The organism is Ruegeria sp. YTSA105 (assembly GCF_059610225.1).
Genome location: NZ_JBXWNE010000004.1, coordinates 235,441 through 261,218, shown reverse-complemented (window position 1 = coordinate 261,218; position 25,778 = coordinate 235,441). Strand labels below are relative to the sequence as shown.

Below are 25,778 nucleotides of genomic sequence, written 5' to 3'. Positions count from 1 at the left end.
CCTCGCAGTTTGCGCCCGCCGAGGTTACCCCTCGGCGGGCGTGTCATTTTCCTGAATGAACACATCACAGGCTTCGATCATCCGGCCGTTCCATTCAACCGGCGCCGAATTGTAGTTGATCAGGAATGTATGCCCGGACGTCTGGCGCCGCCGCAGACCCTGAGGCATCGGATGCAAGGCAATGCCTGTCCGAGCAGCGGCCTTGCTGATCACGCGATCCCATAACGTGTCATTCGGGAACCCGGCCAGATACCACATGTGGTCGGTCCCTTTCAGGGCAGGTGTTCCGTCTTGAAATGTCAAAATGTCCGGGGCCTTTCCTGACAGGCGATCGACCCAGTGAAGGGCGGCGCCGCCACCATCAACTTCCCGGGTCACCTGAGGGGGCAGGGTTTCCACAAGATCGACAGTGCAATCCAGTGCAGTCAGCCCGGGGCGACCAGTTGCGGGTATCTGAAAGTCCAGCGTGATGGCGCCAGAGCGCGGGCCCAGAACAGCCAGATCACAACCATCGGTCAGGCGCTGTTCCAGATCTGGACTGATGGTTGCCAGACCCGGTGCAAGTATTACCTTATACCCCGCCTTTGGGATGTTATCCGCAGGCAGGAAGTCCACTGACAATCCAGCCCGGCGCAGCGCTTGGTAGGTGGAAAAGACCAGTTTGAAATAGTCGAACCCAGCCCCTTGAGGTTGCGTCGCCCAGGCCCAATCCGAGGCATAGTCGAACAGGATCGCGACATCCGTTCGGGCCTGTGTGATTGCTCCCAGCCCGGCCAGATCATCGGCGGTTTGGCGCGCCTCGGCCAAAGCCGGGGCAGAGCGGTTGTCCGGCATCAGCAGTCCTGCATGCATCTGTTCTTGCGCAAAGGGCGCCTGCCGCCAGCGGAAATAGCTGACCACCTCGGCCCCATGCGCCACGGCCTCAAGCGACCACAGGCGCACCATACCGGGCAGAGGTGCAGGGTTGTAAGGGGCCCAGTTCACCGGGCCGGGTTGCTGTTCCATCACCCACCAACGCCCGCGCCCCACAGCGCGATACAGATCGTGATGAAAGGCCTGCATGTCAGGATCGCCTTGCTGCAGAAAGGCCGACTTATGCGCCTTATCCGCCTCAAGCCGGTCAGATAGAAACCCGATCGGATAGCTGTCCCATGTGGCGATATCCAAATCGGTACCCACTGCGAAGTGGTCGAAATCCAGCACACGCCCCATGTAATTGTGCAGCAAAGGCGCATCGGTCAGGGGCCGCAGCACTTCGACCTGTGCCCTGTTGAAGGCCACCACCTGATCTGAACTGAACCGCCGGAAGGCCAGAACATGGGCCGGGTTGGGTTCTGTCACAGTCAGGTTCGGCAGGTCGATCTGATCAAACCTGTCATATTCCATTGACCAGAACACATTTCCCCACGCTGCATTCAGGATTTCAATCGTGCTGTATTGACCTTCCAGCCAGTTTTGAAAGGCGTGTAGGGCGGGTTGGCTATAGCTGACAGTGGTTTCGTGGCAGCCATATTCATTGTCGATCTGCCATGCTGCGACATGCGGGTTGCGCCCATAGCGTTCGCCCATGACACATGCGATCCGAACGCATTCTTCGATATACCCGGTGTGGCTAAAGCAATAATGTCTGCGTGAGCCGAACTTGCGCGGCTGACCCTGCGCATCCACGGCAAGCATGTCCGGGTGTTTGTCCAGCATCCAGCGTGGCGGCGTCGCTGTTGGCGTGCCCAGCACCACTTTCAACCCGGCAGAACCTAAGGTTTCGATTGCGCGATCCAGCCAGTCGAAGTGCAGATCGTCCGACGTGGGCTCCATCCGGCTCCAGCCGAACTCGCCTATCCGCACCCATGTCAGGCCGGTTTCGACCATACGTGCTGCATCGTCCGCCCACATCGCCTCTGGCCAATGTTCGGGGTAATAGCAAACGCCAAGTTCGGGGTTCATAGGATGACTCTGTGCTCTGCCTGACCTTTGCCTGCGTCGGGCGCGGCAAAGGTCATTCCGTTGGTAGGTTGGGTTTCAATCTGTGTCGCATCCAGCCCTTGGCGAGCGGTGGTGCAGAACAGCGTTGTCAGGTCTGGCCCGCCAAAAGCCGGGCACGAGGCATGGGCCGCGTCAAAACCGACCGCCTTCAGGAACCGACCCTCAGGCGAGTAAGCAGCCACGCGGTTGGCGCCCCATTGGGCGATCCAGATATTCCCGCTCGTATCGACCACTGCTCCATCAGGGTTCAGCTGGTCTTTGGTAAGGTCGAGGAACACGGTGCTTTGGCCTTCTGGCCACCCGGTTTCCGGGTCCAAACTCCAGCGCATGACCTGTCTGGTGACCGTGTCGGTGAAATAGGCGCAAGAGCGATCCGGCGCAAAACAGATGGCGTTCGAGATCGTGACATCCGGCACCAGCCGCCGCAGTTCTCCGCGCCAGAACCGATAGATGGACCCAGCGCCGGGTTCGGCGTTCTTGCCCATGGTGCCGATCCAGAAACCGCCCCAGGGATCAGCGCGGCCATCGTTGGAACGGGTGACCGTATCGTCCGCCTCTAGATGGGTGACCAAGCTACGCGCGCCGGTTTTCAGTTCAAAGCGCCACAGCCCGGTCTCGGAAGCCATCAACAGCGTGTCCCTGTCCACCCAGCCCGCTGCTGAAACATTTTCCGGGAACTGCCAGCTTTGCTGATGCCCGTCCTTCTGGGTCATCAGGCGGTTGCCGGTGATGTCGAACCAGAATAGCTGCGCCCGTTCCGGGTGCCACAAAGGCCCTTCGCCCAGATCGCAGGGACGGTCGTCAAACACGACACTCATTGGGCGGCCTTGTCATAGGCCAAGACGATCTTTCGCGCGCGCTCTGCAATGTCGGCAACGGCCATTCCCGGTTTATACAGGGCCGACCCGATCCCGAACCCGTCCGTCCCGGCCTTGAGCCATTCGGCAAAGTTTTCGGGGCCTGCCCCACCGACGGCAAAGACCAGCGCGTCCTTGGGCAGGATCGGGCGTATTGCGGCCAGGCCCGAGGGCCCCGCCATCACGCCCGGAAACAGTTTGAGCCCGGTTGCCCCTGCCCTGAGCGCGCCAAAGGCCTCGGTCGGGGTATAGACGCCTGGCCAGCTTTGTATGCCCAGTTTGATCGTCTGCTGTATCACCTCAGCGTCGAAATTTGGCGAGACAATCAGCTTGCCGCCGACCCCGGCCACCGCATCAACCTGTTCGATGGTCAGGACGGTTCCGGCGCCGATCAATGCGCGATCGCCGAAACGTTCCGCCAGAATGCCAATGCTGGTCAACGGATCGGGTGAGTTCAGGGGCACCTCGATCCGGTCTATGCCCGCGTCGATCAGGGCCTGCCCGACTTCGGCGGCCTCGGTGGGTTGCAGACCGCGCAGAATTGCAATGATAGGACGGCTCATGCGGTTTGCCTCGTCAGATTTCGGGCCTGCAAAAGACCTGCCAATGTAGATTGCGTGCTGTCGGCTATTTCAACAAATGTACCCTGCTGTTTCAGCGCGATGGCATAGATTTCCGAGAGGCTTTGGTCCCCGATAATGGCAATCTGCTGGCCCAACCAATAGGGACGGGACGCGGCCAGTTCCGCTCCGATCAGGTATCCCGACAGACGCGCGCGTGCGACACCGGAGTCCTGACCCTGCAGCAGATCAGTGGCCCGCAGGCCGAAAAGGCGCGCGGCAAGTTGTTCCGGTCGGGACAGGGCATCCGCCACAGCCTCGGCAAAAGCTGCGTCGTCCCAGCCTTCGCTGACCGTATGTTTCAGGACGGATTGATTGCTGAGCAATCCGAAGATTTCGCCTGTCATGAATGTGCGGAAGCTGACGACTTCATCCGCGCTGACCTGTACCCATTTGGTATGCGTTCCGGGCAGGCAAATGATGCCGTCCCAGTTTGGCCGGTGGGCCAGAAAACCGGCGATCTGTGTCTCTTCTCCGCGCATGACATCGGGGGGGCTTGTTTGCTTTAGCCCGGGTACGACAAAGGCGCGGATACGGGGATCTGTTGCCGGAACGCGGACAGGTGCATCGGGAACAGGAACCGAAGGTACAGCGGAATATGGTGCCTCGACCCAGCCTTGGCGCGCACCCACCATACCGCAGGCGACCACATCCATGACCGTATCGCCAAGCCAGCCCTCGATCAGGTCCAGCAGTGCTTTTTGAAACCCATCCCGGGGAATTTGATCCATGCCGCTTGCGGACTGAGCCTGGTCCAGAATGGTGTCACCCTGCATTGCCCATGCCCGCAGATGAGTTGTTCCCCAATCAACAGCGATCCATTCGATTGTCATGTTCTCATCCTGTTACTACAACACCGCCATCAACGGCCATGCATTGCCCGGTCATGGCGCGACTGGCTTCCGACGCAAGAAACAGGGTCGGTGCGATCATATCCTCGGGCGTCAGGTGGTCCTTTAGGCATTGGCGTTCCAGATGTGCGGACAGATCTTCTGGCGTGGCCCACATGTCCAGCTGTTTCTGTGTCAGAACCCATCCGGGGGCCAGCGCATTAACGCGGATTTTCTGCGGGCCAAGCTCGCGCGCCAACGACCGGGTCATCCCGGTGATCCCGGCATTTGATGTCGTATAGATCGGATAACCGGAATTACCCATCATATAGCTGATCGAGCTGAAATTGATGATTGATCCGCCCTTGTCCTGCATTTGACGTGCGGCTTCTTGGCAGGCAAAGAAATACGCCTTCAGATTCACCTCGATCATCCAGTCCCAGAATTTGGGCGTGGTTTCGTCAAGCGAATGGCGCTTGTCGTTGGCGGCATTGTTGATCAGCACACCAAGGGGGCCATGGGCCTCGGCGGCTTTGGCCATTGAGGCGCGCAGCAGGTCGGTATCTGTCATGTCGCCTTGCAGAAATAGCGGCCCGCGCCCGTGCTTGGCGCGCATCTCATCAACAAAGGCACTGGCGTCGGAGCGCCCGATAAAGGCGACCTGCGCACCCTGCGTCAGAAATCCGTCCGTTAAAGCGGCCCCGACACCAGAACCACCTCCGGTTATAAAGACGGATGCACCGTTCAGGTCGTGGAAAGTGGCGGGTTGGTCCATCAGTGGCTCTCTCTGGTCACAAGGCGGGTGTCTTTGCCGACAAGAAAATCCAGGTCCGCACCCTGATCGGCCTGCAGGACGTGGTCTATGTAAAGCTTGGCATAGCCGCGGGTGTAATGCGGAGCATCCGGTTGCCATGCGGCGCGTCGGGCGTCCAGTTCAACTTGGTCAACCAGCAACTCGAGCGCGCCCTTGCTAGCGGATACACGGATACGGTCACCGGTTTTGACCAGCGCCAGCGTGCCGCCCGCCTGGGCTTCGGGGCTGACATGCAGGATGACAGTGCCAAATGCCGTGCCGGACATCCGTGCGTCCGAGATACGGATCATGTCGCGCACACCGTCCTTCACCAGCTTGGCCGGGATCGGCATATTGCCAACCTCGGGCATGCCGGGATAACCCTTGGGTCCACAGCCTTTCAGCACCAATATAGTCTCGGGCGTCACCGGCAGGTCATCCCTGTCGATATTGGCCTTCATATCTTCGATGCTTTCGAAGACATGGGCCACAGCCTCGGTCTCCAACAGTGCGTCCGTGGCCGCCGAAGGTTTCACAATGGCCCCGTTCGGCGCCAGATTGCCGCGCAGCACACGCAGGCCTGCGGCAGGTTTTATTGGGTCGTTGAAGGGACGGATCACATCGCGGTTGAAACATTCTGCACCTTCGTAATGGGCCGAAATATCCTTGTTCAGAACCGTTTTGGCAGGTCGTAGGAAGGGTTTGAGTTCGTTTAAAACCACAGGCACGCCACCTGCATAGCAGAAATCCTCCATCAGGTATTGGCCCGAAGGCATACAGTTCACAAGCAGCGGGATATCCGACCCGATCTCAAAATCCTTAAGTGTCAGGTCGATGCCTACACGACCGGCCAAAGCCAGCAGATGCACCACGGCGTTGGTAGAGCCGCCCACGGCAGCATTGGCCAGAATGGCGTTTTCAAAGGCTTCTTTGGTCAGAATGTCCGAGGGTTTGAGGTCTTCATCCACCATCTCGACGATCCGTTTGCCAGTCAGATGCGCCAGCGCCATTCGGCGAGCATCTACGGCGGGCAGCGCGGCGTTGGTGGGCAGGCTCATGCCCATTGCTTCGACCACGGATGCCATGGTCGACGCGGTGCCCATGGTCATGCAGACACCGGCGCTGCGCGACATGCCGGATTCAGCATTCATGAAATCCTGCAGGGTCATTTCCCCGGCGCGCACGGCTTCGGAAAACTTCCATACATCCGTGCCCGAGCCGATATCCTGCCCGCGATACTTACCGTTCAGCATCGGGCCGGAACTGACAACGATGGCGGGCAGATCGACCGAGGCGGCTCCCATAAGTTGCCCCGGCGTAGTTTTGTCACAGCCACCCAGCAGAACCACGCCGTCAATCCCATAGGCGCGGATGGATTCTTCGACATCCATGGCCAGTAGGTTGCGAAACAGCATGGCGGTGGGCTTCATCTGGGTTTCACCCAGCGACATGACCGGGAATTCGACCGGGAAGCCGCCGGCCTCCCACACGCCGCGTTTGACGCCTTCGGCCAGATCGCGCAGGCCGGAATTGCACGGCGTCAGTTCGGACCATGTATTGCAGATGCCGATAATGGGACGCCCGTCAAAGGCATGGTCGGGAAAGCCCTGGTTCTTCATCCAGGATCGGTGGATGAAACCATCCTTGTCCAGCTTGCCATACCAATGCTGCGAGCGGCGTTTTTTTGTCATTATTGTCAGCCTTGTAATCTTAGGGTCATGCCGCTTTGGCCGGTTTGCACCAATCCGGCAACCAATCCGCATGCGCGATCAAAAGATCGCTGACCAGATTGCGGATCTGTCGCAGGTCGAGCTCGGCGGCTGTGTGTGGGTCCATCATGGCGGCGTGGTATATGTATTCGGGGTTCTGGTCGGTCAGCGCCCGCACGGTCAGTTCCTGCACGTTGATCTGGGTGCGCATCAGCGCAATCAGCTGCGGTGGGATGTCGGTCACGACCGAGGGTTGCACCCCGTTGCTGTCCACCAGGCATGGCGTTTCCACAGCAGCCCCCAAGGGCAGTTGCGGGATCTGGCCGGTATTGGGCAGGTTGCCATAGGCGGTGTAGGGCGTATTCGTCACGATGGCGTTCATCAGGTCCGCCGCGAATTCGTGGCTGCGGCACACCTCAACCGCACGCCCGGCGGTCAGGGTCTTGGCCTGTTCTTTCCAGTCCTCGACCTGCTCGACGCAGCGGGTGGGATATTCATCCAGTGGGATCGAGAACTGCTCGATCAGATCGTCGCGCCCGTCCTTGATGAACCAGGGCACATATTCGGCCAGATGTTCCGAGCTTTCGGTGCAGAAATAGCCCAGATGATCCATCACTTCGTATCGGACCTTGTTGGGGCAGCGTGGCATCAAAAGGGGCGGTTTCGGCAGTTGTCCACCGGCATATCCCTGCCGGAGCGCAGGATAGAGATCGCGGCCCTGATGCTCGAGCTTGAGGAAGAAAGCCACATGGTTGACGCCTGCGACCTTATAGCGAAACTCGTGCTTGGGCAGGTCCAGATCATGGGCCAGTTCCTCGACCGTATTTTGCACCGAATGGCACAGGCCGACATGTTTCAATGTCGGAAACCGTTCGGCCAAAGCCCAGGTGTTGATCGCCATCGGGTTCACATATTGCAACAGCGTCGCGTTGGGGCAGAGCTGCATCATGTCCTGGGCCACGTCCCACAGGACCGGAACGGTGCGTAACCCGCGCATGATCCCTCCTACGCCCAGCGTATCGGCGATGGTCTGACGCAGGCCATATTGCTTGGGGATCTCGAAGTCAGTCACTGTGCAGGGGTCATACCCTCCGATCTGAAAGGCGGTAATCACGAAATCCGCCCCCTCCAATGCGGCGCGCCGATCGGTATGGGTGGTTATGGTAGCCCCCGTGCCGACCGAGCGCACCATGGCGCGGGCCACGGATTCGCTCTCAGCCAGGCGCTGTGTGTCGATATCCATTAAGGCAAAATGGCTGTCGGCCAGGGCGGGGGTCAAAAGAGCATCGCCCACGATATTGCGCATGAAGATCGTGGAACCGGCCCCGATAAAAGTGATTTTGGTCATCAGGCAAACCTTTAGCTTGATGTTATTTCACGGCACCGAGTGTCAGGCCCGCGATAAAATGTTTCTGCATCAGGAAGAACATGGCAACCGGCGGCAGCGCCGCGACAATGGAACCGGCACTCATCAGCTGATAGGCGGCGCGGAACTGCGCGTTAAAGCTGGTGATCCCTGCGGTTACAGGCTGGCTCTCAGCACCTTGCGTCAGCACTACAGCCCAGAAATAGTCGTTCCATATGAAGGTAAAGATCAGCACACTGAGCGCCGCAATGGCGGGCTTCATCAGCGGCAGCACCACGTACCAGAAGATACGCCATTCACTGATCCCTTCGACCCGCGCTGCCTCGATCAGTTCAAAGGGCAGGGCGCGGATGAAATTCCGCATGAACAGGGTGCAAAACCCGGTCTGGAACGCGATGTGGAACAAGACCAGCCCGGTCTTGGTGTTGTACAGGCCCAGGTCCAGCGTCAGGTCGCGCACGGGCACCATGAGGATTTGGAAAGGCACGAAATTGCCCGCTACGAACAGGAAGAAGATCCAAAGGTTCGATTTGAATTTGTAGATGCCGAGTGCAAACCCCGTCATGCTGCTGAGCGCGACGCACCCGATGACCGTGGGAACGGTGATCAGGAAGGAATTCATCAGATAGCGCGGCATATCCGAATTGAAAAACACCTGCCCATAGTTGAATGCGCCCTCAAAGCTGGACGGCATCCCCCAGTAGTTGGCATTGGTGAAATCCGCGGCGGGTTTGACCGAGAACAGGGCGACGGCCAGCAACGGCCCGAGCCACAAAAGCAAGGCCAGCGGCAGCAACGCCTGATAGGTGATCTGCGCTGCACGAGGTTGTTTTTCGATTGGCTTGGGAAACATCTCAGTGCCCCCTTTCTTCGCGGTACATTGACCACAGGAAATAACCGATGAAACACAGCATGATAAGGAACAGGATCACCGCGATAGCCGCGCCATATCCCATGCGGAATCCGTATTCGGACAAGGCGACCTCGAACATGTAATAGGCCAGCACGCGCGATGATCCGAACGGACCGCCCTGTGTCATGATTGAGATCAGGTCAAAGCTGCGAAGCGCGCCAATGATGGTGACGACAAAGGCAATGAAGGTGGCAGGGCGCAGTTGCGGCAGGATGATATGCCACAACATCCGCCAGCTCTTGGCACCGTCCAGCCGCCCGGCTTCGATCTGTTCGGGGTCCACGGCGTTGAGGCCGGTCAGGTACAGGATCATGCAATAGGCGGTTTGTGGCCAGAGGCCAGCAAAGATGATGCCATAGGTGACGAAACGCTCGTCACCCAGCACGTTCACCGGGCCCATGCCAAAGAATCCGAGGAATTCGTTCAGCAGGCCGAATGTGGGATCGTAGAACCATGTGAACACAAGGCCAACGACCACCTGAGAAATCACAAAGGGGAAGAAAAACAGGGATTTATACAGGCGAATGCCCCAGACCGTCTGGTTCAGGAACAGCGCGATGAACAGACCCGCCGGAATCGCCGCCAGATAGAGCAGCAGCCAGATCAGGTTGTTTTTGAGCGAGATATAAAAGGCGTCCCGGTCCGACCATTCCCAGTACAGGTCTTCATAATTGCGAAAGCCGACATATTCGGCAGCCCCTAGGCCGTCCCATTCGTAAAGCGACAGGTTGAAGGACTGAAAGACCGGAATGATCACATAGACCATAAAGAACAACAGGCCCGGGGCCAAAAACAACCAGGGCGCGATGCGCTGTTGGTTTCGGTGGAACCAGCTTTCTTGTTCGTGGGTATCGACGGCGGTCATGGGCGTCCCCGGTTCTGGTAGGCGGAGTAAGGCGGGTTGATACCCGCCTTACGCAGGTCATGGTTCAGGATGGGCTTTGCCAATCCTGACCGGTTCAGTTGTCGTAGATGCGCTGACGCGCCCGTTCGAGTTTGGCCAGGATTTTGTCCGCATTGTCTGGCTTGACCATGAATTCCTGGAAGCCTTCCATCGACGCTTTGGCCATTTCTGCCGGTGCGTCGCGGTCCCAGAACTGGGCGACTCCGCCCGGGCTGTTTGACGACAGCATGGTAAAGCCCTGCTGCAGGAACTTGTCGGCATCTACCGAGGACTGAGCATTGACCGGCAACTGGCCGAGATTCGAGCCATTGTTGATCTCGGTCTGTTCATCCGCAGACACAACGAAGCGCAGGAATTCACGGGCGGCTTCCTTGTTCGCCGCGTTTGACGGGATGTGGAATGTGTCGGTCGGTGCATCTTCGGCCAGTTCGACATCGGGGTTGATGGCAACAAACTGGTAGAAGTCCAGCTGGTCATCACTCAGGCCCGCCTCACGCAGTGGCGCCACGGCGAAGTTGCCCATCAGATAAGCCGCCGCATCACCGTTGACCATGAAGGGCAGAGCTTCTTGCCAGCTATAGGTCTGGTGGTTGTCGATGAAGGCACCCATATCGATCAGCTGTTTCCAGTTGGCGAAGGTCTGCTTGACCCGGTCATCCTCCCAGCTGATTTCACCATTGGCCAGCTGGTTGTGGAAGTCATAGCCGTTGGTGCGCATGTTCAGGTAGTCGAACCAGCCACCGGCAGTCCACAGGAACTTGGTGCCGATCGTATAGCAGGCGCGACCGGAATCGACGATCTTTTGGCAATTCGCCAGCTCTTCTTCCCAGGTGGTGGGCTCGGTCAGGCCCAGTTCGTCAAAGATGTCTTTACGATAATAAACGCCCCACTGATAGTAGGTGTAGGGCACGCCCCATTGTTTGCCGTCGATCGTCATCGCACCTTTGGTTGAGGCCAGATTGTCCGCAATCGCAGGTTCCGCCCACAGGTCCGAGACGTCTTCGAACAGGCCAGCCTCGACATAGGGTTTCATCCGATTCGCCGCGTACCACGTGGCGACATCCGGCGTATCCGCAGTCAAGAAGTTGCGGATCTGGGTTTTGTAGGCCTCGCGGTCGATCACCGTTGTCTCGATGGCCAAATCCGGATGCTGTTGCTGAAATCTGTCGATCATTGCTTCCATCGTGGCCCGGGGTGCCGGGTTCGATGTGTCCAGGAATATCCGCAATTCGCCGGTAAGCTCGGCAGAGGCGGGAACAGCAAGTGCAACGCTCATGGCCAGAGCGGCCGTGGTGCGCTTGTAGATGGAATGCATGGTTTCCTCCCTTAGCTTCCATTTTAGTTCCATATATTGGAACTTAGTTTTATATGTTGAAAACTACACATCGACTCGGTTAGTCTTGTCAAGACCCTCTTGGCTGAGGCCGAAGGTTAACTGGAGGAGACAGAGCGCCCGTGGCAGGTGATGGAACGATAGGGAAAGCATGTGACGTGCTTGATCAGGTGGCCGCGTTTCAGCGGCCGGTTCGCTTTGCGGAACTGCTGGAAAGCAGCCGCTTTCCCAAGGCAACGCTCTATCGGTTTCTGCAATCCCTGACCAATCAGGGGATGTTGTCCTATGACCCGGATAGGCAGACCTATGCACCGGGTTTGAGGCTGGTTCGGCTGGCCCATGCGGCGTGGACGCAAAGCTCACTGGCGCCGATTGCCAGGCCTTTTCTCGATACGCTCAGCGGTGAAACGGGCGAGACTGTGCATCTGGCGCAGCTCGATTCTGGTCAGGTTCTGTATGTCGATAAGCGCAATGCCGCCCAGCCGGTTGAGATGTATTCACAGGCGGGCAAGGTCGGACCGGCCTATTGTACGGGTGTGGGCAAGGCGATGATGGCCTTTCTGGATGAGGCCGAGCTGAACAAGGTGATCTCACAGCAAAGCTTTCACCGGTTTACGGAAAAGACCCTAGCTTCGGAAGCTGCGCTGCGGTCCGATCTGGAACTGATCCGCAGCCGGGGCTACGCCCTGGATGATGAAGAACACGAGACGGGGATCATTTGTGTTGCCTGCCCGATCCGAACGCCGGGCGGGCGGATGCTGGGTGCAATTTCGGTGACCGGCTCGACTGAGCGGATGAATTTCGACCAGCTCGAGGCTTGGATTCCCCGCGTGCGCCGGGTGGCCGAACAAATCGCGGCCGAAGCTCAGGCCTGGCGGTTCCCTGAAACACGCCCCGATGGCCAGAAGGACAGGATACAAGCGACATGACCGGAGTAACTCTGAACCAAACGATTAAGCGGTATGGCCAGACACAGGTGATTCACGGAATCGACCTCGAAATCGAGGATGGTGAATTCTGTGTCTTTGTCGGCCCATCGGGATGTGGAAAATCCACTTTGTTGCGGATGATCGCAGGGCTTGAGGAAACGACCGAGGGCCAAATTCACATCGGCGCGCGCGAGGTGACACATCAGGACCCAGCGAAACGGGGCGTGGCGATGGTGTTCCAGACCTATGCCCTGTACCCGCATATGACTGTGGCCGAGAATATGGGATTTGGCCTGCGGATGAACGGCGTGGCGAAAGCCGAGATCGACAGGAAGGTTCAGGAAGCCTCGGGTATCCTGAAGCTGGACCAGTATCTGAAACGCAAACCCAAAGCTCTGTCGGGTGGTCAGCGCCAACGCGTTGCCATCGGGCGTGCGATTGTGCGCGGCCCCGAGGTGTTTCTGTTCGACGAACCTCTGTCCAACCTGGACGCCGAATTGCGCGTTGAGATGCGTGTGGAAATTGCCCGGCTTCACAATGAAATTGGCGCGACCATGATCTATGTGACTCACGATCAGGTCGAGGCGATGACCATGGCCGATAAGATCGTAGTGCTGCGAGATGGTCGGATCGAACAGGTCGGTGCGCCGATGGATCTGTATCGGGATCCAGATAACAAGTTTGTAGCAGGGTTCATTGGCTCGCCTGCCATGAACTTTCTGGATTGCGACATCGTTGATGGTCAGGTGACTCATCCGGCGATCACTCAGCCTCTGCCCGTCCCAGCATCGGTTCCTTTGGGTCTATCTCGGGTCACGCTGGGTATCCGCCCCGAACATATTCAGGTTGATCGGTCGGGCGATACCTGCACCGTTGATCTGACCGAGGCGCTTGGCGGCGTCAGCTATTCCTATTTGCTGACATCGAATGGCGACAAGCTGATCGTTGAAGAGCGCGAAGACGAGCGCAGTAAGCAGGGTACACGCATCGGTATTTCGATCCGCCCGGAACGCACCATGCTGTTTGATCCTGAAACCGGCCTGCGGTTGAGATAATCGCCGTTTAGACAGTCAAAAACACCCGCGTCAAACGAAAGGTCCAACGCGGGCTTTTTGCGTCGAATTATGTATGGATTTTGTATCCAATATCCGTTATCGCGTGAAAACGGGCGCATGACGCCTATCTGGACCCCTGTAACTAGAGGATAGCACCGTATGTCGACCAATGTATTTAGCGGTACGATGCCCGCGCTCATGACCCCTTGCTCGGCGGATCGGCAGCCGGATTTCAACGCACTTGTTCGGAAGGGCAAGCAAATGATCGACGCAGGCATGTCTGCGGTTGTCTATTGCGGATCCATGGGCGACTGGCCGCTTTTGACGGATGCGCAGCGCATGGAAGGGGTGGAACGTCTGGTGGATGCCGGGCTGCCGGTTGTGGTCGGAACCGGGGCAATCAACACCAAATCCGCCGAGGCCCACGCTGCACATGCGCAAAAGGTCGGCGCTGTCGGGTTGATGGTCATTCCCCGGGTTCTGTCCCGCGGGAGCTCATCAACTGCGCAAAAGAACCATTTCAAGGCAATCCTGTCCGCTGCGCCGGACGTGCCGGCAATTATCTACAACAGCCCATATTATGGTTTCGCAACAAAGGCTGATCTGTTCTTTGCCCTGCGCGCCGAACACCCTAACCTCATTGGGTTCAAGGAATTCGGAGGCAAGGACGATCTGCGCTATGCAGCGGAAAACATCACCAGTCAGGATGATGATGTGACGTTGATGGTGGGTGTGGACACCGAGGTTTACCACGGTTTCGTCAACTGTGGTGCAACCGGTTCGATCACCGGGATTGGAACGGCCCTCCCACGTGAGGCGTTGCTGTTGGCTGCGCTTTCTCAAAAGGCCGCGCGGGGCGATGCCGAAGCCCGGTTACGGGCGCAAGAACTGACCGAGGCCATTCAGGTGCTGTCCAGTTTTGATGAGGGTCCGGATCTTGTGCTGTATTACAAGCATCTTCTGGTGTTGAACGGGGAAGAGGAATACCGCCTGCATTTCAATGAAACTGATGCCCTGACAGATGCACAGCGGAATTATTGCGAACAGCAATACGCGTTGTTTGGGGCTTGGTTCGCCGATTGGTTGAAACAAGGTGGGGTGATCGCAGAATGCATGTGATCGACAGCCACACCGGAGGAGAACCGACCCGGGTCATCCTCGATGGCGCACCAGATCTGGGCTCTGGCCCTCTGGCTGAACGCGCCCGGCGGCTGGACACCGAATACAGGGATTTCTATCGTTCGGTCATGCTTGAACCGCGCGGACAACCGGCCATGGTCGCGGCCTTGTTGGTGGAACCGGTTGATCCAACCTGTGTCACCGGCGTGATCTATTTTGATGTCGATGCTGTTTTGGGAATGTGCGGCCACGGAACCATTGGCCTGACCGTGACACTGGCGCATCTTGGTCGGATCGATTTTGGAATACATCGGATCGAAACGCCAGCCGGAGTTGTCACGGTCGAGCTGCACGATGCCAATACTGTCACGGTCACGAATATCGAAAGCCGCCGCGTTCACAGCGACATTTCACTTCATGTGCCCGGTTTCGGTGAGGTTGCAGGGGATGTGGCCTATGGTGGAAACTGGTTCTTTATCGTCGATCCAAGCCCGCTTTCCGTCATTCCGGCCAATATTCGGGAGCTGACCGATAGGGCCGTTGCTATCCGCAAAGCCTCGATCGCGCAGGGGGTTGGCGGCGAGCAGGGTGAACCGATTGATCATGTAATCTTTCAGGACGCATCGCCCGAGCAAGCGATTCACAGCCGCAACTTTGTTCTGTGCCCGGATGACAATTACGACCGGTCGCCCTGTGGCACCGGCAGCTCTGCTCGGCTGGCCTGTCTGGCCGCTGAGGGTCTATTGGCCCCGGGGCAGGAAATCGTCCAGCAAAGTGTCATTGGCAGCACCTATCGCCTGTCCTATCAGGCTGGGCCCAACGGCGGTGTCATCCCCTCGATCACCGGGCAGGCCTATGTCATGGCGGAATCGCGGTTGATGTTTGCCGAGGCTGATCCATTCCGTTCGGGGATTGAGGTATGACCCAGCAGATCGTCGTCATCGGAGCTGGCGTGATTGGCATGACCATTGCGCTGGAATTACAGCGCCGGGGTCATGCCGTGCTGGTTCTGGACAAGGAAGGCGTTGCGGCGCAGACATCAGCCGGAAATGCCGGGGCCTTTGCTTTTTCCGAGGTTGAGCCTCTGGCAACGCCCGGCATCATGAAAAAGGCACCAAAGTGGCTGCTGGACCCGTTGGGTCCCCTGTCTATCCCGCCTGCCTATGCGTTGCAGATTGCGCCCTGGATGTACCGTTTCTGGCGCGCCAGTCAGCCCGGTCGCTACGCCGAGCTGTTGGCCGCTCAGGCCAGCCTCATGCAACTGTCCAGTGCCGCGCTTGAGCGGTTGATTACAGCAGTTGACGGCGAGGCGATGATGCAGCGGGATGGGCAGATGCAGCTTTACGAGTCCGATGCCGAATTCCGCGCGAGCCTGCCGGCCTGGGAAGTGCGCCGCCAGCACGGAATAGACTTTGAGCTGCTGGAAAACCCCGAGGCGATTGCCGAAAAACAACCGGGTCTCAGTCCTCGGTTCACTCATGCGGGATTTACGCCCAACTGGTTGAATACTGTTGATCCCAAGAAATGGGTCGAGCGCCTTGCCCAGACCTTTCAAAACCGGCAAGGCCGGATCGAGCGGCGCGATATTCAGGCGTTGGTGCCACAGCAAAGTGGCATGCGCCTTGAAACGGCGGAAGGGCCCGTGGACGCGACGAAAGTGGTCGTGGCTGCCGGCGCATGGTCGCATCATATCGCCCGAACTCTTGGTGACCGATTCCCGCTTGAAACCGAGCGTGGATACAACACGACCCTGCCCGAAGGTGCATTTGATCTGCGGATGCACCTGTCCTTCTCGCGGCATGGGTTCGTTGCCAGCCGGATCAACAATGGCGTCAGGATCGGCGGCGCGGTCGAGTTGGGCGGTCTGAACCTCGCCCCCAATTTCAAACGAGCCGACACGTTATTGCACAAAGCCGAAGAGTTTCTACCCGGCCTCAAGACCGAAGGAGGCACGCAATGGATGGGGTTCCGGCCGTCGATGCCTGACAGCATCCCGGTCATCGGTGTTTCTCCAAATGCGTCTTGCGTGTTCTATGCGTTCGGCCATGGGCATCTTGGGCTGACCCAATCCGCAGGCACGGCCGAGCTTGTTGGGGCCATGGTTGACCGTCAGGCCCCCCCGATTTCGCCAGCCCCCTTTGCTGCTGGCCGGTTCTGAGGGAGGGGGTCGTGCGCAGTATCAAAACTCTCCACGTGATCTCCGCCCATGCCGAAGGCGAGGTCGGAGATGTCATCGTTGGCGGTGTTCTTCCGCCACCCGGTGATACCTTATGGGAGCAGCGGTCGTTCATCGCGCGCGACCAGTCCTTGCGCAACTTTGTCCTGAATGAACCGCGCGGGGGTGTATTTCGTCATGTAAACCTGTTGGTGCCGCCCAAACATCCGCAAGCAGATGCAGGCTTCATTATCATGGAGCCCGAAGACACACCGCCAATGTCTGGTTCAAACTCGATCTGCGTGGCCACCGTGCTGCTGGATAGCGGGATCATTCCGATGCAGGAACCGGTTACACATCTGACGCTTGAGGCACCGGGCGGGCTGGTCCCGGTGCGCGCCGAATGCCGGAATGGCAAGGCCGAGCGCATATTTGTGCAGAACCTGCCCAGTTTTGTAGACCGGCTCGCCGTTCCGCTTGAAGTGCCGGGCCTTGGCACACTGACCGTGGATACGGCCTATGGGGGCGACAGTTTCGTGGTGGTCGATGCGGCGGCGCTTGGGTTTGACATCGTGCAGGACGAGGCGCGTGACATTGCGCGGCTGGGTGTAGCGATCACCAATGCGGCCAACGAACAAATTGGGTTTACGCATCCCGAAAACCCGGACTGGAATCACATTTCATTCTGCGCTTTTTGTGGCCCGACCGAGCGGGTCGCAAATGGCCTGCGCGGAAAATCCGCCGTGGCGATCCAGCCGGGCAAAGTTGATCGGTCCCCTACCGGTACCGCAGTTTCTGTCCGTATGGCCTTGATGGCCGCCAAGGGAGAAATGGCAGTCGGGCAAACTTTCCAGGCGGTTTCGATCATCGGTTCGTCTTTCACCGGACAGATCGTCGAGGCCACAACGATCGGGGGGCGTGCCGCGATCATTCCCGAGATCAGTGGCCGCGGATGGATTACCGGTACACATCAACACATGCTTGACCCGGACGATCCCTGGCCGGGCGGATATAAGCTCAGCGATACCTGGGGCGTCTGAATTTTGCCCATTGGCAAGCAGTTTTGATGATTTTCCGCAAACCGTGTCAAAATGCGCGGTCTCTGGCGATTGATCCCAAGCCAAACGTCATTTAAGGGAGGCCCTGTCAATACAGAGTCATCCCGGGACGGCAGTCTTGTTACGTCCCTTACGCGCCACGCCGATGTGGCCCCAACTCTTGGATCGCACGCCCCGAAAGGCTTAAAAAAGGTAAAAGAATATGGCAGATAAATCGAACTTCGACATATTGTATACCATTGTAGACGAAGCGCCCGAGCTGGCCAGCGCCTCATTCCTGCCCATCATTCGAAAGTTTGCATCCGCCGCCGGTGTCAGCGTCGGAACCAAGGATATTTCACTTGCTGGGCGGATTATTTCGACCTTCCCCGAAAAGCTGACAGATGCGCAGCGCATCACCGATGATCTGGCCGCATTGGGTGAGTTGGTGAAGACACCCGATGCCAATGTGATCAAGCTGCCCAACATCTCGGCCTCGGTGCCGCAGCTGGTGGCCGCCGTCGAAGAGCTGCAAGCACAGGGTTATGACATCCCGAGCTATCCCGAAGAACCTGCGACTGACGAAGAAAAAGCGATCCGCGCGCGGTATGATGCCATCAAGGGTTCGGCTGTGAACCCGGTTCTGCGCGAAGGTAACAGCGACCGTCGCGCCGCGCGCGCCGTCAAGAATTATGCCCAGAAGAACCCGCATTCGATGGGTACATGGGCCGCTGACAGCAAGACTAAAGTCTCGTCCATGTCCGGCAATGATTTCTACGCGAACGAGAAATCGGCCACCATTACTGCGGCGCAAGCCGGTGACGCCAAAATCGAATTTGTCGGACAAGACGGCAGTACTACGGTTCTGAAAGACGGCTGGCCGCTGGCCGAGGGCACCGTTGCCGATGCGACCTTCATGTCCGTCAATGCGCTGTCGTCTTTCCTGGCCGAGGCCATCGAAGACACCAAAAAAGACGGCACCATGTTCTCGCTTCACCTGAAGGCCACAATGATGAAGGTCAGCGACCCGATCATCTTCGGCTATGCGGTCAAGGCGTGGCTTGCCCCGGTATTCGAGGCCTATGGCGCTGAATTGGATGCGCTGGGTGTGAACCCGAACTCGGGTCTGGGCGATCTGCTGGAGCGGGTTGCAGGCAACGCCGATATCATGACCGCCATTGACGCGATCAAGGGCGACCGCCCGTCCATGTATATGGTTGACAGCGACAAGGGTATCACCAACCTGCACGTGCCGTCTGATGTGATCATCGACGCCTCGATGCCTGCCGTGATCCGTGCTGGTGGCAAGGGTTGGGACGAAACCGGGTCCAAGGGTGACACCAACTGTGTGATCCCCGACCGCTGCTATGCGTCTATTTATGATGAATCCGTCAAATTCTTCAAAGCCAATGGCGCGCTGAACCCAGCCACCGTCGGAGCTGTGGCCAATGTGGGTCTGATGGCTCAGAAAGCCGAAGAATACGGCAGCCACCCGACAACATTCCAGGCGCCTGCGAATGGAACCATTCGTATCGTTCTGGCAAATGGCGAGACACTGCACGAGCATGCGGTTGAAAAGGGCGACATCTGGCGTGCCTGCACCGTGAAGAAGGCTCCGATTGAGAACTGGATTCAACTGGCGATGGACCGTCAGCGTCTGACCGGATCCGAGGCGATCTTCTGGCTGGATGCAAACCGTGCCCATGATGCCGAACTGATCAAATCCGTCCAACCCGCACTGGAAGCTGCTGGCGTGGCGGACAAGTTCCAAATCCTGGCACCGCGTGAGGCGACCCGCCAGTCGTTGGAGACCATCACCGCCGGTAACGACAGCATCGCCATCACCGGCAACGTGCTGCGTGACTATCTGACCGACCTGTTCCCGATCCTTGAGTTGGGCACATCGGCCAAGATGCTGTCGATCGTCAAGCTGATGCAGGGCGGCGGATTGTTCGAAACCGGCGCGGGTGGCTCTGCCCCGAAACACGTGCAGCAGCTGGTCGAGGAAAACCACCTGCGCTGGGACTCGATGGGTGAGTTCTGCGCGCTTGGCGAGTCTTTGAATTTCCTGGCCGACAGCAAAGGCAACGCCAAAGCCGGAGTTCTTGGCGCCGCTGCCGAGGCCGCAACGCAGGGCATTCTGGACAACAACAAGTCGCCCAGCCGCAAAGTCGGGCAGCCGGATAACCGCGACAGCCACTATTGGTTCGCGCGCTATTGGGCCGAGGCGCTGGCCGCGCAATCCGATGATGCTGATCTGGCCGCCGAGTTTGCGCCGATTGCTGCAGAGTTGGCCGCGAAAGAACAGCAGATCCTATCCGAACTGGCCAACGCACAAGGGGCAGCGGCAGATCTGGGTGGTTACTATCACACCAACCCGACCAAGACTGCAGCAGTCATGCGCCCGAGCGCGACACTCAATGGTATCATTGACGGGTAATCCAGGTGCCCTGTCCTGATTTGGGCAGGGTTCTGAACCTGACGTAAAAACTAAAAAGGGACCGACCCCCAAAGTCAGTCCCTTTTTGAGCGAGTGGGGAGGCCGAAGCCTCTCCGGTGTAGTTGCGTTAACTGTAACAAAACCCTGCTGGCTGGATATTAGGGGTTTCCCGTATATTCATCCGTCTGCTGTGCCGCTGACGATACACCCGCCAAAATCATTGTCCTCCGGCGACGGAAAGGACTATGTCGCCGTACTGAATTCGGGAACAATAGGCCGTACAAGGACGGATTATGCGTGCAATGTGATAGCGCCGTGCGCCCACTAGGCGTTGAAAGAGCGGGTGATTTGCTTTTCGGCATAACGGTGGTAAAAAAATCTGGTTTTGTTTTGTATTCGAGTGTTGTGTGCTGTGTGTATTTATCCTGTTGTTTTTGAGCGTTTTTCATATTCTAGAGGGTCAGGCGATGCGTCTGCTTCCTGCGCTTTTCAGGCCGCCGCAGAAAAGCTTGCCGATGATACGCAAATCGGTTCAACTGAATTCGCCCGGTTTCGCCGTTAATGACGGCAAATGTCGATATCGGTCGAAAGGGACCAGATGGAATGACTGAAAAAACCCGCAGTTCGCGTTTCGGGTCAATCCTATGTCTGGTCGCCGCTCTCTATTTCTTTGGGGTCGTCGCATATGCACTGGTAAATTCAGCGGAATTTGCCAATGGAACAGCGCGGTTGATCCGATACATACTGGCTCCGGGCGCGATTGGGCTGGCCCTGGCCTTGTGCGCGGCCTTCTTGTCGAACGAAGCCAGGCTGACTGTTGGTTTGAGCGCGGTATCGCTTTTGGCGGCTCTGTTTGCATTTGAGGCCTATCTGACCATCAAAATAATCCCCGGACGCCTAGGGCTAGTCGGATTTGTCGGCGATGAGGTAAGCGTCGAAGAATACAAGGAAAACTTGCCTCCGGGCAGGACAATGAAACATGTAAACGATGCGCTGGATACACAACTGCTCGAAACTGCGTATCTGGCCCCCATGCCGGGTGACAAGATGCTATTGTGCTCGGTGCTGGGCGAGCCGGTGACCTACACGCCGGATCGTCTGGGGTTTCGCAATCCACCATCGGTCTATGAAAACGATGTGAGTGTGATGCTGCTGGGTGACTCGTTTTCCGAGGGGTTCTGCCTGAGAGAGGGTGAGCATCTGGCGGATAAGCTGCGTCAGGGCATGCCGAACCTGCTTAACACCGGCCACAGGGGCATTGGCCCGCTGTATCAACTGGCGGTTTTGGGCCGGTACGGGCCAGAGTTCCAGCCCGACCTCACGCTTTTCTCTTTCTTTGCGGGCAATGACTGGCGCAATCTGGAACGAGAGCTTGAGAAGCCATGGTTGAGCGCAGCACTAGACCCGGCTGTAGATTTTGGCCCAATCGAGCATCCGGACCAGTCGGAATTAACCGCACCGGTGATATCCGGATGGTGGGCAGAGACTACTTTATCCTGGGGCGATTACCTGCGGGCGCAACGGGTGTTCAGAAACTTTCTGGCATTGCAGAAAACGGCCGAGATCCTTGGGATTCACTATCCCAAGGCAACTGATGAAAATCCGGTATTTACCGATGTTCTGATGCGGGCAAAACAGATTACATCAGAATGGGATGGTGAGATTGCCATTGTGTATGTTCCGACGGTCAGCCGCTATATGGGTCTGGTCGCCCAGCCCTTTATCCACGACCCGCTGCGAGTATTGGTGAAAGATGCGGCTGCGCAGGCTGGGCTGGACGTGATAGACTTAACGGATGTTATCGAAATGCAAGAGGATCCGGCATCGTATTATGCGCCGGATTCTCATTTCAACGAAGCAGGCGCAGAACTGGCCGCTCGGGCAATTACAGAGGGGCTGCGCCAACGCAATTTGATAGAACAGTAACGAATTGGTGTGTTTTGCCAGGACCGCGCAACAAGCGCGGTAAAGAGGTGTGAAATGAAGATTTTGTCATTCAAGTCGGGTCACGACGGTACGGTTGCGGGTATTGATGCCCAAAACGGTAACCTGCTGTTTTCCTATGAATCCGAGAAAGACAGTTTTCCCCGCAACACGTCAGTCACACCGGATACATTTATCGACTCTGGCCTGTGGTTCCGGGACTTGCCTGATATCCTGGCCCTTAGCGGCTGGTCAACGACCGGAACACAACATGTGACGACCTCGGGGGCAGGGTATTTCGGCATTGGCGAAGATGCTCAGACCGTGGGGAAACGGACGTTTTTTGGCAAAGAGATCGACTATTTCTCATCGACCCATGAAAGGGCACATATCTGGGGCGCTTATGGGATGTCTCCGTTTCGTCAAGGTGAACCTTGTTATGTGTTGGTTTGGGAAGACACGCTTGGCGATTTCTACAAGATTGATGAAGATCTAAAGCTGTCTCATGTCGGTCGGGTGATGACCGGGCCCGGTGCCCGATATTCGTTCCTGAGCGCACTGGTTGATCCCGATTATCCCGTGCTTTCGCGTGAACAACGGCGTGAGGATCCCGGGAGGATGATGGCGGCATGTGCCTATGCAGAGCCCGGTTCACATGACGCGGATGAACATGCGCTGATAGATTATCTTTTGTCAGATCAACCATTGGCCGAAATTCTGCGCAAGGATCGGTTGACCGATTCCCCGTTTTTCAATGTCGGAATGCACAGCCAGCAGTTCAGTAATCTTGCACAGAAACTCTCGGATGCGATTTTTTCACGGTTCCTTGCCTTTGCCGAACAGAACCTGACAGAGGGTTATCCGCTGGTGATTGCCGGCGGATGTGGATTGAACTGCGATTGGAACACCAAGTGGCAGAATTGCGGCTTGTTCCGAGATGTATTTGTACCACCTTGCAGCAGTGATTCCGGCTGCGCCATAGGAACTGCGGTTGATGCCATGCGCCACTATACGGGCCAGGCAAAGCTGGATTGGACGGTTTATTCCGGACAGTCCTTTGTGGATGATAAAATCGACAGTAGCGGCATGCGGGTCAGCGAGCTACGTCTGAACGATGTCGCGGATGCGTTGATGTCCGGTGAGATCATCGGTTGGGCCAGAGGGAACTGTGAAATCGGTCCGCGCGCATTGGGCAACCGCTCGATTCTGGCGGCCCCGTTCCGGGCCGAAACCCGCGTGCGCCTGAACAGGGCTAAAAACCGGCCGGATACAAGCCCCGTGGCCCCATCCTGCCTTGAGGAAGATGTCAGCCAACATTTTGAGTGGGAAAACTCCGCGCCTTATATGTTGCATCTGCAGAAGGTGACCAATCAGAACCTGGCCGCGATCACGCATGTAGACGGGACAGCAAGGGTCCAAACAGTCCGCCGGGATCAGAATGCTTTCTTTTACGACCTGCTGAACGCATTCAAGTCGGCTTCGGGCACGGGTGTATTGTGCAATACGTCACTGAACTTTCGCGGAGCGGGGTTCATAAACAAAACCAGTGATCTGCATCACTATGCAAGATCGGCAAAGCTGGACGGCTTTGTCGCAGGAAACACGTTTTACAGGTTTAACTAGTAATATTGGCGCGCTTGCGGTGTCGCCGCACTTTTGGAGGTTAAGTACTTTGTCGTATGAATCAGGTCTGCAAAACTTTGAAAGACGCCGCCTCTTAGCTTCTGCAACAGCAAGGATTCCGGCCTATTGTCTCTTGTGTGGAAACATTGAGCAAATAACGACAAGAAAACTCGGAAAAATGGCCAAGCTGTCCAATCAATAGGATAAGAATTCGTTCGAACATGGGCGCAGCATCAAAGATTTGTATTTCAGGCGACGGTGATCTTGGTCGCTACAAGGGACGATAGAGAATGGATCAAAACCATATCGCAAACCAATTTGGCCAGCAGCGTCTGGATGGCATATGGCGGATGATTTACCGTCATCTGAAGTTGATCCTCGGAGTGACCGCAGCTGTGATCGTCGGCACGTTTATGGTCGTCAATCAACTGGACCCAAGATACAAATCCCGCGCCGAAATCGTTCTCACATCTCTGGATATGCGCGTCCGCGCCGACAGTGTCGAACTTGAATCCTATGAACTGACCCGCACCCTAATTGAAACCGAGATCGACATCCTGCGGTCACGGGAGTTTGCGGCAGAGGTCGCCCTAGCGCTGGACCTGTTCGAGAATGAGGCTTTTGCCGGGGCACAAAATCCCGCAAACCCGCAATCCACATCCGTTATCCGCAATCGTGTAATCGACAATACACTGTCGACATATAACGTACTTCGGCAAGGAGAGAGCCTTGCGATTGAGATCATCTCAACAGCCGAAGACCCGCAGCTGGCAGCCGATATTGCCAATACAGTTGCAGAAACCTTTATCCTTCGCCTGCAGCAGCGGCGGCAGCAAGGTCTTTCATCTTCCATTTCTTTTCTTAAGGACCGCGTAAATGAACTGGGTGACGAACTGACCCGTGACGAACTTCAGATGGCGGCCTTTATTCTTGAAGAAAATCTGGCGGATGAATCCGTGCCGGGTAGGCTTCGGTCGGAACTTGCGCGGCTGAACTCGCAAAAAGATGTGCATGAGATCAACGGAGCCAGCAGCGAAGAGGTCAACAAAATTGCTGACCAGATTGCCGTTGTTGAACAGGCATTGCGCAGCCGGACCGGTTCGGAAATTGCATTGCTGCGGATGGAACGCGCGCTAGAGCTTCTTCGGATCCGGTATCAGACGACGATTGAAAAGCTGAATGATTTCGAAACCCAGCAACAGTTTCTTGGCCAGGCGGTTCAGCAGGTTTCGGTTGCTCATGCGCCGACTTCGGCATTCTGGCCGAATACCAAAGTCGCCGTCGCAGTCAGCGCGATTGTCGGGTTCTCTCTGGCCTTTGTGATCGCCCTGTTGATGGAGGGCAGCAACACGCGGATCGTAAACGAAAACCAGATCGAACAGCAAACCGATCTGACCAATCTGGGTTTCCTGCCGGATACGGTGATGGATTCGGACACGGATGGTCAGCAGGAGTTGTTGCGCTTTATCCGTGATCAGGGCCGCTCGCCTTATGTAGAGGCGCTGCGCAGTGTTTTGACCATGTGGTTTAACACAAATGATGACGGCAGCATCGTCATGGTTACCTCTGGTGTTCCTGGAGAAGGCAAGACCGTGGTTGCGGTTTCGCTGGCCCTAGTGGCGGGTACAGATGGGATGCGCGTTCTATTGTTGGATATGGATAACCACCGTTGCCGTGCCTCAAAAACACTGGGTCTTAACGGGGCGGCCCCGGTCGAAATCGAGGACGCGCTGAGCGGTGCCGTGCAACCCAGCCAGATTTATGTCGATGGCGAACGGGTACCGGGGGTTTCGTCGATCAGTCTGAACCTGCGTCCAAAAATATCCCGCAAACAGTTGATGCAGCAACTTGGCGAATACGGGCGCATGTTGCGCAATCAGTACGATCTTGTGTTGGTCGATACGCCGCCGACATTGGTCATTGATGACACGATCCGACTTGGGCCGCTTGTCGACGGTACGTTCTTGGTGGTGCGCTGGGGGCAGACCACCGAAAAAATTCTCAAGGATGCAATCGAAAAGCTGCGGATGAGCAATATCAAGATTTCCGGTACGATCATGAATGGTGTGAACATGCGGAAGCAAAGGCAATATGGGTATGGTGCCTATACATATCATTACTCGGATGAGCCTGGGAAAAGCAGCTGATTACGGTTCGCAGACCCTTGTAGGATTTGTTAGATTGGTGAT

The 25,778-nt window shown here is 57.2% G+C and carries 20 protein-coding genes; 10 read left to right on the top strand and 10 right to left on the bottom strand.

The genetic code is table 11. The features are described from left to right. Positions 1-24 precede the first annotated feature (24 nt). From AC2FH2_RS07965 to AC2FH2_RS07920, 10 genes are all read right to left on the bottom strand, one after another. Complete coding sequence (locus AC2FH2_RS07965; protein WP_496823282.1) at positions 25-1,944, bottom strand: beta-galactosidase; 1,920 nt, start codon at positions 1,942-1,944, stop codon at positions 25-27. Continuing rightward, complete coding sequence (locus AC2FH2_RS07960) at positions 1,941-2,801, bottom strand: SMP-30/gluconolactonase/LRE family protein (RefSeq protein ID WP_496823281.1); 861 nt, start codon at positions 2,799-2,801, stop codon at positions 1,941-1,943. The genes AC2FH2_RS07965 and AC2FH2_RS07960 overlap by 4 nt, the downstream gene beginning before the upstream one ends. Continuing rightward, positions 2,798-3,403, bottom strand: a complete 606-nt coding sequence (locus AC2FH2_RS07955; RefSeq protein ID WP_142636156.1) for a 2-dehydro-3-deoxy-6-phosphogalactonate aldolase — start codon at positions 3,401-3,403, stop codon at positions 2,798-2,800. Before AC2FH2_RS07955 ends, AC2FH2_RS07960 begins: the two co-directional genes overlap by 4 nt. After that, positions 3,400-4,293: a 2-dehydro-3-deoxygalactonokinase gene (locus AC2FH2_RS07950; protein WP_496751816.1), complete on the bottom strand. Its 894-nt coding sequence runs from the start codon at positions 4,291-4,293 to the stop codon at positions 3,400-3,402. The genes AC2FH2_RS07955 and AC2FH2_RS07950 overlap by 4 nt, the downstream gene beginning before the upstream one ends. A gap of 4 nt (positions 4,294-4,297) precedes the next feature. After that, the gene (locus tag AC2FH2_RS07945; RefSeq protein ID WP_496823280.1) at positions 4,298-5,065 is read right to left on the bottom strand and encodes an SDR family NAD(P)-dependent oxidoreductase; all 768 of its coding nucleotides are present in this window, start codon (positions 5,063-5,065) and stop codon (positions 4,298-4,300) included. Next, the gene (locus tag AC2FH2_RS07940) at positions 5,065-6,774 is read right to left on the bottom strand and encodes an IlvD/Edd family dehydratase (RefSeq protein WP_496823279.1); all 1,710 of its coding nucleotides are present in this window, start codon (positions 6,772-6,774) and stop codon (positions 5,065-5,067) included. The genes AC2FH2_RS07945 and AC2FH2_RS07940 overlap by 1 nt, the downstream gene beginning before the upstream one ends. Before the next feature lie 25 nt (positions 6,775-6,799). Beyond that, positions 6,800-8,140 carry an alpha-glucosidase/alpha-galactosidase gene (locus tag AC2FH2_RS07935; RefSeq protein ID WP_496823278.1) on the bottom strand — a complete coding sequence of 447 codons (1,341 nt, stop codon included), beginning with the start codon at positions 8,138-8,140 and terminating at the stop codon, positions 6,800-6,802. A 22-nt stretch (positions 8,141-8,162) separates the two neighbouring features. Next, a complete protein-coding gene (locus AC2FH2_RS07930) occupies positions 8,163-9,011 on the bottom strand; it encodes a carbohydrate ABC transporter permease (protein WP_142636166.1) in 849 nt (282 codons plus the stop codon). Between the two features lies 1 nt (position 9,012). Next, positions 9,013-9,936: a carbohydrate ABC transporter permease gene (locus AC2FH2_RS07925; protein ID WP_142636168.1), complete on the bottom strand. Its 924-nt coding sequence runs from the start codon at positions 9,934-9,936 to the stop codon at positions 9,013-9,015. Positions 9,937-10,030: 94 nt separating this feature from the next. Then, positions 10,031-11,290 carry an ABC transporter substrate-binding protein gene (locus tag AC2FH2_RS07920; protein ID WP_496749760.1) on the bottom strand — a complete coding sequence of 420 codons (1,260 nt, stop codon included), beginning with the start codon at positions 11,288-11,290 and terminating at the stop codon, positions 10,031-10,033. Between the two features lie 140 nt (positions 11,291-11,430). Between AC2FH2_RS07920 and AC2FH2_RS07915 the strand changes: the two genes are divergently transcribed. From AC2FH2_RS07915 to AC2FH2_RS07870, 10 genes are all read left to right on the top strand, one after another. Continuing rightward, entirely contained in the window at positions 11,431-12,237 is an 807-nt protein-coding gene (locus AC2FH2_RS07915; RefSeq protein ID WP_281972961.1) for an IclR family transcriptional regulator, read from the top strand. After that, a complete protein-coding gene (locus AC2FH2_RS07910) occupies positions 12,234-13,292 on the top strand; it encodes an ABC transporter ATP-binding protein (RefSeq protein WP_271948765.1) in 1,059 nt (352 codons plus the stop codon). The genes AC2FH2_RS07915 and AC2FH2_RS07910 overlap by 4 nt, the downstream gene beginning before the upstream one ends. 159 nt (positions 13,293-13,451) lie before the next feature. Continuing rightward, positions 13,452-14,411: a dihydrodipicolinate synthase family protein gene (locus AC2FH2_RS07905; RefSeq protein WP_281995060.1), complete on the top strand. Its 960-nt coding sequence runs from the start codon at positions 13,452-13,454 to the stop codon at positions 14,409-14,411. Continuing rightward, positions 14,402-15,334, top strand: a complete 933-nt coding sequence (locus tag AC2FH2_RS07900) for a 4-hydroxyproline epimerase (RefSeq protein WP_496823277.1) — start codon at positions 14,402-14,404, stop codon at positions 15,332-15,334. The genes AC2FH2_RS07905 and AC2FH2_RS07900 overlap by 10 nt, the downstream gene beginning before the upstream one ends. Next, positions 15,331-16,569: an NAD(P)/FAD-dependent oxidoreductase gene (locus AC2FH2_RS07895; protein ID WP_496823276.1), complete on the top strand. Its 1,239-nt coding sequence runs from the start codon at positions 15,331-15,333 to the stop codon at positions 16,567-16,569. Before AC2FH2_RS07900 ends, AC2FH2_RS07895 begins: the two co-directional genes overlap by 4 nt. Positions 16,570-16,580: 11 nt before the next feature. After that, positions 16,581-17,606, top strand: a complete 1,026-nt coding sequence (locus AC2FH2_RS07890; RefSeq protein ID WP_496823275.1) for a trans-3-hydroxy-L-proline dehydratase — start codon at positions 16,581-16,583, stop codon at positions 17,604-17,606. 220 nt (positions 17,607-17,826) lie between these two features. Next, complete coding sequence (locus AC2FH2_RS07885; protein ID WP_496823274.1) at positions 17,827-20,043, top strand: NADP-dependent isocitrate dehydrogenase; 2,217 nt, start codon at positions 17,827-17,829, stop codon at positions 20,041-20,043. Between the two features lie 603 nt (positions 20,044-20,646). Beyond that, positions 20,647-21,969 carry an alginate O-acetyltransferase AlgX-related protein gene (locus AC2FH2_RS07880; RefSeq protein ID WP_496691356.1) on the top strand — a complete coding sequence of 441 codons (1,323 nt, stop codon included), beginning with the start codon at positions 20,647-20,649 and terminating at the stop codon, positions 21,967-21,969. A 54-nt stretch (positions 21,970-22,023) separates the two neighbouring features. Next, complete coding sequence (locus AC2FH2_RS07875) at positions 22,024-23,589, top strand: carbamoyltransferase C-terminal domain-containing protein (RefSeq protein ID WP_496823273.1); 1,566 nt, start codon at positions 22,024-22,026, stop codon at positions 23,587-23,589. Positions 23,590-23,879: 290 nt separating this feature from the next. After that, entirely contained in the window at positions 23,880-25,736 is a 1,857-nt protein-coding gene (locus tag AC2FH2_RS07870) for a GumC family protein (RefSeq protein ID WP_496823272.1), read from the top strand. Positions 25,737-25,778: the final 42 nt, after the last annotated feature.